The organism is Mycobacterium sp. DL440 (assembly GCF_011745145.1).
Lineage (GTDB): Bacteria > Actinomycetota > Actinomycetes > Mycobacteriales > Mycobacteriaceae > Mycobacterium.
The window spans coordinates 2,096,546-2,108,720 of sequence record NZ_CP050191.1; the positions used below are offsets into that span (position 1 = coordinate 2,096,546).

Consider the following 12,175-nt stretch of genomic DNA (forward strand, 5'->3'; position numbering starts at 1 on the left):
CACCTGCGCTGATACACTGAAAATTCGGGCCGGTGCAGTCCCGGGACCAGGATGTTCCGGACTTGCGGAGGTGCGACTAGATGCTGTTCTCGGCATTGCCAGATGCGCAGGGGCTGTATGACCCGGCCAATGAGGCCGATTCCTGCGGCGTGGCCATGATCACCGATATCCAGGGCCGCCGCTCCCACGGCATCGTCTCCGACGGTCTGACCGCGCTCGAACACCTCGAACATCGCGGTGCCGCCGGCGCCGAGCCCAACAGCGGCGATGGTGCCGGCATCTTGCTGCAACTGCCGGTCGAACTGCTGCGCGAGGTGGTCGATTTTGACCTGCCGGAGCCGGCTGCCGATGGCACGCAGACCTTCGCCGCGGGCATCTGTTTCCTGCCGCAGGACCAGGGCGCGCGCAGCGCCGCGCGCGCCCGTATCGAAGCACTGGCCGCTGAGGAAGGCCTTGAGGTTCTGGGCTGGCGTGCGGTGCCGGTTGATCCGGACGGCGCCGACATCGGCTCGACGGCGCTGGGTTGTATGCCCTATATGGCGCAGCTGTTTGTTGCGGCCCCCGAGGTCGACGGCATTCGCCAGAGCGGTATCGAGCTGGACCGCAAGGTCTATCCACTGCGCAAGCGAGCCGAGCAGGGCACCGGGGTCGACGCGGTCTATTTCGCATCGCTGTCCAGCCGGACCATCGTCTACAAGGGCATGTTGACCACAATGCAGCTGCCGCAGTACTTCTCGGACCTGCGGGATACGCGTTGCACGAGTGCGATCGCGATTGTGCACAGCCGGTTCTCCACCAACACGTTCCCGTCCTGGCCGTTGGCGCATCCGTTCCGGTTCGTCGCCCACAATGGCGAGATCAACACCGTGCGCGGTAACCGCAACCGCATGCACGCCCGGGAGGCGCTGCTGGCCAGTGCCCGGATTCCCGGTGACCTGAGCCGGTTGTCACCGATCTGCTCTCCAGATGCCTCCGATTCGGCATCGTTCGACGAGGTGCTCGAGCTTCTGCACCTGGGCGGGCGTAGCCTGCCGCACGCGGTGCTGATGATGATCCCGGAGGCGTGGCAGAACGCCACCACCATGGATGCGGCGGAGCGCGCGTTCTGGAAGTTCCATGCCTCTCTGATGGAACCGTGGGACGGGCCGGCCTGCGTCACGTTCACCGACGGCACCGTGGTGGGGGCGGTGTTGGACCGCAACGGTTTACGGCCAGGACGCTGGTGGCGCACGGTCGATGACCGGATCATCCTGGCCAGTGAGAGCGGTGTACTCGATGTGCCGTCGGGGCAGATCGTCGCCAAGGGCCGCCTGCAACCCGGAAAGATGTTCCTGGTCGACACCGCCGCCGGACGCATCATCGGAGACGACGAGATCAAGGAGCAGTTGGCCGCGGCCGAACCCTACGGTGAGTGGCTGCATGCCGGTTTGCTGGATCTCGGCACATTGCCCGATCGGTCCCGGGTCCAGCCGAATCACGACTCGGTGGTGCGCAGGCAGATCGCCTTCGGCTACACCGAGGAGGAACTGCGGATACTGCTGACGCCGATGGCCGCGTCGGGAGGTGAGCCGCTCGGTTCGATGGGAACCGATACGCCCGTCGCGGTGCTCTCCAAGCGCTCACGGCTGCTGTACGACTACTTCATCGAACTGTTCGCCCAGGTGACCAACCCGCCGCTGGATGCCATCCGGGAGGAAGTGGTCACCTCGATGGCCCGGGTGATGGGACCCGAAGAGAATCTGTTGGAACCCTCGGCTGCATCCTGCCGCCAAATCGTGTTGCGCTGGCCGGTTCTCGACAACGACGAGCTGAGCAAGATCGTCCACATCAACAAGGACGGCGAGCATCCGGGTCTGCGCACCACCGTGCTGCGTGCCCTCTACGACGTCGAACGCGGTGGGGAAGGGTTGGCCGAAGCCCTCGACGATCTGCAGTTGCGAGCCACCGAGGCCATCGCCAAAGGTGCTCGCATACTGGTGATCTCCGATCGCGATTCCGATCACACCAGGGCTCCGGTCCCGTCGTTGCTGGCTGTTTCGGCGGTGCACCATCACCTGGTCCGCACCAAGGATCGCACCAAGGTGGCGCTCGTGGTGGAGAGCGGCGACGCTCGCGAGGTCCATCACATCGCGATGCTCATCGGGTACGGTGCCGCCGCGGTCAACCCATATCTCGCCTTCGAGTCGATCGAGGACCTGATCCGCGAGGGTGAGCTCACCGGCATCGAAACTGCCACTGCCGTACGCAATTACGTCAAGGCGCTGGGCAAGGGCGTGGTCAAGGTGATGAGCAAGATGGGCATCTCCACGGTCGCGTCCTACACCGCTGCGCAGGTTTTCGAGGCGATCGGGCTGAGCCACGCCGTCGTCGACGACTACTTCACCGGGACCACCAGCCAGCTCGGTGGCGTCGGGCTGGACGTACTGGCCGAGGAGGTCAAGCTACGCCACCGGCGCGCGTATCCGGAGAACCCCACCGAGCGGGTGCACCGCCGGCTGGAGGTCGGCGGTGAATACGCGTTCCGTCGGGAAGGCGAGCTGCATCTGTTCACCCCGGAGGTCGTGTTCCTGCTGCAGCATTCGACCCGTACCGGGCGCCGCGACATTTTCGCCAGGTACGCCGAGGAGGTCGACCGGCTGTCCCGGGAAGGCGGGACGCTGCGCGGTCTGTTCGAGTTCAAGCCGGGGCTGCGCCCCCCGGTCCCGCTCGATGAGGTCGAACCGGTCGAGTCGATCGTGACCCGGTTCAACACCGGCGCAATGAGTTACGGGTCCATCTCGGCGGAAGCCCACGAGACCATGGCCATCGCGATGAACAACATCGGTGGCCGGTCGAACAGCGGCGAAGGCGGCGAGGACGTCGACCGACTCTACGATCCGCGGCGGCGCAGCGCCGTCAAGCAGGTCGCCTCGGGCCGCTTCGGCGTCACCAGCGACTATCTGGTGAACGCCACCGACATCCAGATCAAGATGGCCCAGGGCGCCAAACCCGGCGAAGGCGGCCAGCTTCCGGGCTACAAGGTGTACCCCAACATCGCCAAGACCCGGCACTCGACCCCTGGTGTGGGGTTGATCTCGCCGCCCCCGCACCACGACATCTATTCGATCGAGGATCTGGCTCAGCTCATCCACGATCTGAAGAACGCCAACGCCGACGCCCGGATTCACGTGAAGCTGGTCAGCAGTGTCGGAGTCGGCACGGTTGCGGCCGGGGTGTCGAAGGCGCACGCCGATGTGGTGCTGATCTCCGGGTACGACGGCGGCACCGGCGCCGCACCGTTGACCTCGCTCAAGCACGCCGGCGCGCCGTGGGAGATCGGCCTGGCCGACACCCAGCAGACGTTGGTGCTCAACGGTTTGCGTGACCGGATCACCGTGCAGTGCGACGGCGGGATGCGCAGCGCACGCGATGTGATCGTGGCGGCGCTGTTGGGTGCCGAGGAGTTCGGTTTCGCCACAGCACCGCTGGTCGTGTCGGGCTGCATCATGATGCGGGTCTGTCACCTGGACACCTGCCCGGTCGGCGTGGCCACGCAGAATCCTGAACTGCGGGCGCGGTTCAACGGCAAGCCCGAGTTCGTGGAGAACTTCTTCACCTTCATTGCCGAGGACATCCGCCGCTACCTCGCCGAGCTGGGATTCCGCAGCCTCGACGAGGCGGTCGGCCATGCCGAAGTGCTCGACACCGATCCCGGTGTGGCGCATTGGAAGAGCCGTGGGCTGGACCTCAGCCCGATCTTCGCATCACCGACCGATGCCGACGGCAGCACGCCGATCCAGCGGCGGCGGGTGCGCGATCAGGATCACGGACTCGAGCAGGCCCTCGACCGGACCCTGATCCAACTTGCCGAGGGCGCTCTCGAAGACGCCTTACCGGTTCGGCTGGAGCTTCCCGTCCGCAACGTCAACCGCACGGTGGGCACCTTGCTCGGATCGGAGGTCACCCGCCGCTACGGCGCCGCCGGATTGCCCGACAACACCATTCACGTCACCCTGACCGGGTCCGCCGGCCAGTCGATCGGAGCGTTCCTGCCGCCAGGAGTCACGCTGGACCTGATCGGTGATGCCAACGACTATGTGGGCAAGGGACTTTCCGGCGGTCGGGTTATCGTGCGGCCGCCCGACGATGTGCTGTTCCTGCCCGAGGACAACGTCATCGCCGGCAACACCCTGCTCTATGGCGCCACCTCAGGCGAGGTGTTCCTGCGGGGCCGGGTCGGTGAGCGCTTCTGCGCCCGCAATTCCGGGGCCTTGGCCGTCGTCGAGGGGGTCGGAGACCACGCGTGTGAGTACATGACCGGCGGCCGGGTGGTGATCCTGGGGAAGACCGGGCGCAACCTGGCTGCCGGCATGTCCGGTGGCATCGCCTTCGTCCTGGGCTTGGACCCGGCCCGGGTCAACACCGAAATGGTGCAGCTGCAGCAGTTGGAAGCAGAGGACCTGGCCTGGCTGCACGATGTGGTGGCCGGCCATGCACGCCATACCGGCAGCACGCTGGCGTCCTCCATTCTGGCTGACTGGCCCAGGCGCAGTGCGCAATTCACCAAAGTAATGCCCACCGATTACCAGCGTGTCCTGCAGGCGACCCGGATGGCCAAGGCCGAGGGCCGCGATGTGGACACCGCGATCATGGAGGCCAGCCGTGGCTGATCCGACCGGATTTCTTCGTGTCCCCAAGATCGAGGCGGCCAAGCGGCCGGTCGAGGAGCGGGTGGGGGACTGGCGTGAGGTGTACGAGCGCGAGGATCCCAATGCGCGCGCCGGCGAGGTGTCGCAGCAGGCGCGGCGTTGTATGGATTGTGGGATCCCGTTCTGTCATTCCGGCAAGGCGGGCTGCCCGCTGGGCAACCTGATCCCGGAATGGAACGACTTGGTCCGGCGGGGGCGTTGGGATGCGGCAAGTGATCGCCTGCACGCCACCAACAACTTTCCGGAGTTCACCGGACGGCTGTGCCCGGCGCCATGTGAGTCGGCCTGCGTGCTCTCGATTTCCGAGGAGCAGACCGGCGGCAGTGTGACGATCAAGCGGATCGAGCAGACGATCGCCGACCACGCCTGGATGAACGGCACCGTCGAACCCCAACCTGCTGCGATCTCCACGGGCAGGAGCGTCGCCGTTGTCGGCTCGGGCCCGGCGGGTTTGGCGGCCGCACAACAACTCACCCGCGCCGGTCACGAGGTGACGGTGTACGAGCGCGACAACCGGGTGGGCGGGCTGCTGCGCTACGGGATTCCCGAGTACAAACTCGAGAAGTCGGTACTGAATCAGCGTCTGGCCCAGATGCGGGCCGAGGGAACCAGATTCGTCACCGAGTGCGAGGTGGGCGTCGATCTGACCGTCGAGCAACTGCGTCAGCGCCATCAGGCGGTCGTGCTGGCGATCGGCGCGCTGCGCGGCCGCGACAACGCGGTGCCCGGACGTGAACTCGACGGCGTGCACCTGGCGATGGAACACCTGGTGCCCGCCAACCGCGAATGCGAGGGCGACGCGTCCTCACCGATCTCGGCGGCGGGCAAGCACGTGGTGATCATCGGTGGCGGCGACACCGGCGCCGACTGCCTGGGCACCGCGCACCGTCAGGGCGCGGCTTCGGTGACCCAGCTCGACTACAACACCGAGCCGCCCGAGACCCGCGACGACGAGCTCTCGCCGTGGCCCACGTGGCCGTTGGTGCTGCGAACCTCCCCGGCACACGCCGAAGGGGGTGCCCGCCGGTTCGAGGTCGCGGTGCAGCGGTTCATCGGCGACGACAACGGTCAGGTGCGGGCCATCGAGATCGCCGAGGTTCAGGTGACCCGCGACGCGGAGGGGCGCCGCGAGATCACCCCGGTGGGCGAGTCGTTGCAGATTCCCTGTGACCTGGCGCTGCTGGCGATCGGGTTCGAGGGGGTCGAGCACATGGCGCTGCTCGACGGGCTGAGCCTGAAACTGACCCGGCGGGGCACCGTGTCCTGCGGTTCGGACTGGCAGACCGACGCGCCTGGCGTGTTCGTCTGCGGAGATGCGCACCGCGGCGCCTCGCTGGTGGTGTGGGCCATTGCCGAGGGCCGTAGCGCGGCGCACGCGGTGGACGCCTACCTGATGGGCGAGTCGGATCTGCCGTCGCCGGTACGGCCCGGCACGCTACCGCTGGCCGTCATCTGAATCGATCAACGACTATGCTGACGTGACGTGAGCAGACGCGGAAAAATCGTTTGTACGCTTGGCCCGGCTACCAGCACCGATGAGACGGTGCGGGCCCTGGTCGAGGCAGGGATGGATGTCGCTCGGCTGAACTTCAGCCACGGTGACTACACCGACCACGAGGCCGCCTACAAGCGCGTCCGGGCGGCGTCGGATGCCACCGGCCACGCCGTCGGTGTGCTGGCTGACCTGCAGGGACCCAAGATCAGGTTGGGCCGTTTCGCGGACGGCCCGACGTACTGGGCGGCCGGTGAATCGGTGCGGATCACCATCGACGACTGTGAGGGCACCCACGACCGGGTGGGGACCACCTACAAGCGGCTGGCCGAGGATGCCAGGCCGGGGGATCGGGTTCTCGTCGACGACGGCAACGTCGGTCTGGTCGTCGACAAGATCGACGGCCACGACGTGATCTGCACGGTCACCGAAGGCGGCGCGGTCAGCAACAACAAGGGCATGTCGCTGCCCGGCATGAACGTGACGGCGCCGGCGCTGTCCGAGAAGGACATCGAGGATTTGGAGTTCGCGCTCCGGCTCGGTGTCGACTTGGTCGCGTTGTCGTTCGTGCGTTCACCCGCTGACGTCGAATTGGTGCACGAGGTGATGGACCGGGTCGGCCGGCGGGTTCCGGTGATCGCCAAGCTGGAGAAGCCCGAGGCCGTCGAGAACCTCGAGGCCATCGTGCTGGCATTCGACGCGATCATGGTGGCCCGAGGTGACCTCGGCGTCGAGCTGCCGCTGGAAGAAGTTCCGCTGGTGCAGAAGCGCGCCATCCAGATGGCAAGGGAGAACGCCAAACCCGTCATCGTCGCGACTCAGATGTTGGAGTCGATGATCGACAGTTCCCGGCCCACCCGGGCCGAGGCCTCTGACGTCGCCAACGCCGTCCTCGATGGCGCGGACGCGGTGATGCTCTCGGGTGAGACCTCGGTCGGCAAATACCCGCTGGAGGCCGTCAAGACGATGGCTCGCATCATCAAGGCCGTCGAGGACAACTCGGTGACGGTGCCGCCGCTGACGCACACGCCGCGCACCAAACGCGGGGTGATCTCGTACGCGGCCCGCGATATCGGCGAGCGGCTCGACGCCAAGGCGCTGGTCGCCTTCACCCAGTCCGGGGACACCGTGCGCCGGCTGGCCCGGCTGCACACCCCGCTGCCGGTGCTGGCATTCACGGCGCTGCCCGAAGTCCGCAGCCAGCTGGCCCTGACCTGGGGCACTGAGACGTTCATCGTGGCGCAGATGAAGGGTACCGACGACATGATCCGCCAGGTCGACAAGTCGCTGCTGGATCTGGGCCGCTACAAGCGCGGTGAGCTGGTGGTCATCGTCGCCGGCGCTCCTCCGGGCACAGTAGGCTCCACGAATCTGATCCATGTGCATCGCATCGGGGAGGACGACGTCTAGCGGTCGTCTGCCAGAAAGCGCTTGCCAAAGATCTCGAAAGGCATTCCTTGACACACCCGGATTTCGAGGAGCTGCTGGCTGTTCTCGATCTGAATCGCGTCGACGACAACCTGTTCACCGGCTCGCATCCGAGTAAGAACCCGGTGCGCACGTTCGGTGGACAGATGATCGCGCAGGCGTTCGTCGCCGGTGGGCGCACGCTCGAACACAAGCTGGCACCGAGTGCGTTGAACGCGCACTTCATCGCCGGTGGTGATCCCGAGAAGGATCTGGAGTTCCACGTGGTGCGGCTGCGCGACGAGCGCCGGTTCGCCAACCGCCGGGTCGATGTCATGCAGGACGGCAACCTGCTGACCACCGTGATGCTGTCCTACATGAACGCCGGGCGCGGGCTGGAGCACAGCGTCCCGGCGCCGGAGGTTCCGCATCCGGACACGCTGCCCAAGATCGATGAACTGCTGCGCGGCTACGAGAAAACGGTGCCGCTGTTCGTCGAGGCGCTGCGTCCGATCGAATGGCGGTACACCAACGATCCGTCCTGGATCATGCGGAAAAAGGGCGGCAAGCTCGATCACAACCGGGTGTGGCTCAAGACCGAAGGCACGATGCCCAGCGATCCCGTGCTGCACGGTGCCGCCCTGGTGTACTCCTCGGATACCACGGTGCTCGACTCGATCATCACCACCCACGGGCTGTCCTGGGGGTTCGACCGGATCTTCGCGGTGACGATGAATCACTCCGTGTGGTTTCACCGGCCGATCAAGTTCGACGAGTGGGTGCTGTACTCGACCACGTCGCCGGTGGCCGCGGAATCCCGCGGGTTGGGTACCGGCCACTTTTTCGACGCGTCGGGCCACTTGGTGGCGACGGTGGTGCAAGAGGGGATCGTCAAGCATTTCCCAGGTGCCGCCACGTCGTGAGGCGGCCTAGCGGGTAGGGGTCGGTGTCACGCCGAACGAGTCCTCCACCCGCCGCTCGAACTCCGTCTCGCACCGCTGCTGGGCCGCGGTATCGTCGCCGGCCTGCTGCAGGCAGTGCACGTAGTCGCGGCCGCCGACATCGTCGAACCATCGCTGGCCGAAGTGCACCCAGATGCCGACGAACACCAGGGACAACACGCAGGCGATCGCGCCGAGTGCGATTCCGCTGACGGCGACCCCGCCATTGGTGGCTTCGCCTCGTCGGTAGCGCCCGTGGGCGAGGAATCCGAGGACCAGCGCGACTATGCCGAATATCAGCCCACCGATCACCGACCACGTCAGTAGCAGCGCGACGATGGCCAGAATGAGGGCAGCGATACCGAGTCCGTTGGCAGGGCCGCGCGGAGCCGGCTGCATCGGGTACCCGCCGTACGGTTGCGGGGCCGGCGGGTAGGCGCCGGGATATGCGCCGGGGGGCGGCCCGTAGGGATACGCCTGCGGTGGGGGAGGTCCGGTCGGCTGTGGCTCCTCAGACCCGGGCGGGTTGGATCGCTCGTCGGTCATGTCTGCGAGGCTACCCGCCGATGACGGTGCTGGGTTGCGGACACTGGACGACGGGACAGCCGAGCGTATCCGGAAGATGGTGGGTGGCCACGACGACGGTCCGGTCCGCGGCGAACCAGTCACCCGGAGTGAGGATTTCGGTCAGGATGCGTTGGCTGTCGGCCGCGTCGAGGTTCTCGGTCGGCTCATCGAGCAGGACGACGGAGAAATCTGACAGCAGCGCCCTCGCCAGCAGTAAGCGGCGTCGCTGGCCGGCCGACACCGCGGTGTGGCCGCCTTCGAGCACGGTCGACAGGCCGTCGGGCAGTGCCGCCAGCCATTCGTCGAGGCCGACACGCTCGATCGCGGACAGTAGTTCGGCGTCGGTGGCATCCCCGCGGACCACCAGCAGATTGTCCCGCACCGTGGTTTCGAAGATGTGCGCGTCTTCGGCGAAAAATGCTGCGCGTCCGGGGGATTCATCGAGCCGATCGGCCAGGGTCATCAGCAGCGTGGTCTTTCCCGAGCCGCTGGGTCCGACGACGGCGAGCCGGCCCCCGTCGGGCAGGTCGACCGAGGGGGCTGGGGGCCGTTGGCGGGCCGATGGATCACCCTCGGTGAGTTCGAGCAGGCGCCGCGCGGCGATGCGGGATCTGGTGAGTCCGACGGCGGCGTCGGGTAGGGCGGTGGTGGCTTCGAAGGCCGACAACGGCAACAACATCAGGATGGCGAGGGTGGTCGGCACGGTTGTGGGGGCCAGCGCGATGCCTGCGATGACGGCGCCCAGAACACTGGCGCCGATGGCGATGCTGGGCATCGCGGCGGCCAGCGCTGCCGGGGCCGCTGCGCGGTCAGCCGCGTGCCCCCAGTCGCGGTGATGGCGCTCCGCGGTGGCGATGACGTCGTCGAGCCGTCCACTCACCCGCAACTCCGGGGCGTACTCCAAGGCCAGCATCGTGGCGGAGTCGCGGTCACCACGATGTTGGACAGCAACGGATTCCGAGGCCGCCACGGCGCGGGCCGTGAGTGCCGGGGCCGCCACGCCGGCGATCAGCAGACACAGCGTCAACACCACCGCGGCGCTGGTTGAGATGATCGCGATGACACCGACGGCCGCCGCGCTGAGCACTGTGGCCACCACGATGGGCAGCACAGAGCGCACCACCACATCGGCCAGTTCATCGACGGAACTACCGACCCGGGACACCAATTCGCCACTGCTCAGCCGCATCGCTTCGTCGTCGGGTCCGGTCGCGAGCCTGCGGTACAGCCCGGTGCGGGCGTTGGCCGCCGCCCGTAGCGCCGTGTCGTGCGCGGCCAGCCGCTGGCAGTAACCGAGTACGCCGCGTGAAATGCCCAGCCCGCGGACCGCGACCACAGCCACCGACAGGTCCAGGATCGGAGGCATCTGCCAGGCCCGGGTGATCAACCACGCCGAGACGCCCGCCAGGGCCAGTGCGCTGCCCAGCGAGAGCACCCCGAGGACGCTGGCCAGGATCAGCCGGCTCAACCGGGGCCGCAGCAGGTCCAGGGTCAGCCGCAGCAGCGGATCACGACGAAACACGTGCCGCACCGATCGTGATCACCTCGTCGCCGATGGCCAGCACCGGATCCCGGTGCCCGACCACCACGACGGTGGCGCCCGCGCGGGCCCGGGCGACGATGGCCTGCAACACCCGTTGTTCCAGAGCGGAATCAAGGTGGGCGGTGGGCTCGTCGAGCAGCAGCACCCGTGCCGATGACCCGAGTGCTCGGGTGAGCCCCAACCGTTGTCGCTGCCCCAGTGACAGTCCGACCCCGGTGCGGCCGATTCTGGTGTCCAGTCCGTCAGGAAGGTCATCGAGCACATCGTCGAATCCGGAATCGCGGCAGGCGCGGTCAAGGTCGGCCAGTGGTCCGAGTAGTTCGAGGTTTTCACGGACGGTACCGGGGATCAGCACAGGCCGGTGCGGCAGCCAGGCGATGCTGTGCCACCAGGCCGCCAGATCCAGGTCGACGACATCCACTCCGTCGACCCGCACGGGACCCGATGGCAGCGTGGCCAATCCGAGAATCGCTTGCAGCGCAGTTGATTTCCCTGCCCCGTTGGGCCCCGTCAGCACGGTGACCCGACCGGGTTCGACCACCGGCCCCGCGCCGCTCAACTCGATCTTCGGTGCGGTATTCGCCGGGCGCACGGCACCTTCGGTCGGCGTGTGCGTCCCGCACAGCCGAAAAGCCTGTTCTGCTGCTGTTTTGCCATCCTGCGCCGCGTGAAATGCCGCGCCCACGCGGCGCAGCGGCCAGAACACCTCCGGGGCCAGCAGCAGCGCTGTCAGGCCCGCCGTCAGGGTCATCTCGCCGTAGACCAGTCGCAGGCCGACGCTGACTGCCACCAGCGCCACACCCAAAGTGGCGAGCAGTTCGAGCACCAACGAGGACAGGAATGCGATCCGCAGCGTTGCCATCGCGGAACGTCGGTGCGCGGCAGTCAATTCAGTGATCCGTTGGACGGAACCGGCGGCCCGGCCGAGGGCGCGCAGCGTCGGAATGCCGGCCACCAGATCGAGTAGCCGGGCCTGAAGTGTTGTCATCGCGGCCAGTGAGGCCGCCGACCGTTCGGCGGTGACCAGGCCTATCAACACCATGAACACCGGGATCAGCGGGAGTGCGATCACCACGATTGCCGCGGCCTGAAGGTCAAAGCAGGCCATCGCCACCACGGCCAGCGGGGTGAGGACCACCGCTTGCACCACCGCGGGCAGATAGCCGGTGAAGTAGGGTCGCAGCCCATCGAGGCCACGGGTGACCGCTGCTGCGGCGGCGTCACGGTCGGCCGCCAATTGTCTTGGCGGCGCCGCGGTTACCGAGCGCAGTACCTGGCTGGACAACTCTCCGATCACAGCGGTGGCGCCGCGTTGGGAGAGACGACCCTGGAGCCAGTGGGCGGCGGCACGCAATATCCAGAGCGCCGACAACGCGATTAGGGCACCGCCGTGGCGGGCCGCCGAGACTGGTTCGACGATGATCGCGGCAACGATGTGCGCCAGTACAACGGACGCCGAAATGGTGCAGGCGCTGACGGTGACGCCGCAGGCGACTGTCGCCAGGAGGTGACGCCGCAGCGCCGCCGTGGACCCGCT

At 67.2% G+C, this 12,175-nt stretch carries 7 protein-coding genes; 4 read left to right on the forward strand and 3 right to left on the reverse strand.

Translation table 11 applies throughout. The features are described 5' to 3' along the window. Positions 1-80: 80 nt before the first annotated feature. Genes gltB through HBE63_RS10310 form a run of 4 tightly spaced genes read left to right on the forward strand, consistent with a single transcriptional unit; the run spans position 81 to position 8,510 of the window. The gene (gene gltB, locus HBE63_RS10295) at positions 81-4,649 is read left to right on the forward strand and encodes a glutamate synthase large subunit (RefSeq protein WP_166904661.1); all 4,569 of its coding nucleotides are present in this window, start codon (positions 81-83) and stop codon (positions 4,647-4,649) included. Continuing rightward, entirely contained in the window at positions 4,642-6,144 is a 1,503-nt protein-coding gene (locus HBE63_RS10300; protein ID WP_166904662.1) for a glutamate synthase subunit beta, read from the forward strand. Before gltB ends, HBE63_RS10300 begins: the two co-directional genes overlap by 8 nt. Before the next feature lie 27 nt (positions 6,145-6,171). After that, positions 6,172-7,590 (forward strand): pyruvate kinase, encoded by a 1,419-nt coding sequence (gene pyk / locus HBE63_RS10305; RefSeq protein ID WP_166904663.1) that lies wholly within the window; start codon positions 6,172-6,174, stop codon positions 7,588-7,590. 47 nt (positions 7,591-7,637) lie between these two features. Beyond that, on the forward strand, positions 7,638-8,510 hold the full coding sequence (locus HBE63_RS10310; RefSeq protein ID WP_166904664.1) for an acyl-CoA thioesterase II: 873 nt from the start codon (positions 7,638-7,640) through the stop codon (positions 8,508-8,510). Positions 8,511-8,516: 6 nt separating this feature from the next. Here the strand turns inward: HBE63_RS10310 and HBE63_RS10315 are convergent, their stop codons facing one another. From HBE63_RS10315 to cydD, 3 genes are read right to left on the reverse strand one after another with little or no spacing between them, the layout of a single operon-like run. Then, entirely contained in the window at positions 8,517-9,074 is a 558-nt protein-coding gene (locus HBE63_RS10315; RefSeq protein WP_166904665.1) for a DUF4190 domain-containing protein, read from the reverse strand. A gap of 10 nt (positions 9,075-9,084) precedes the next feature. Then, positions 9,085-10,617, reverse strand: coding sequence for an ATP-binding cassette domain-containing protein (locus tag HBE63_RS10320; protein WP_166909625.1), 1,533 nt, complete (start codon positions 10,615-10,617; stop codon positions 9,085-9,087). Further along, on the reverse strand, positions 10,604-12,157 hold the full coding sequence (cydD, locus tag HBE63_RS10325; RefSeq protein ID WP_208301430.1) for a thiol reductant ABC exporter subunit CydD: 1,554 nt from the start codon (positions 12,155-12,157) through the stop codon (positions 10,604-10,606). The genes HBE63_RS10320 and cydD overlap by 14 nt, the downstream gene beginning before the upstream one ends. Between the last annotated feature and the right edge of the window lie 18 nt (positions 12,158-12,175).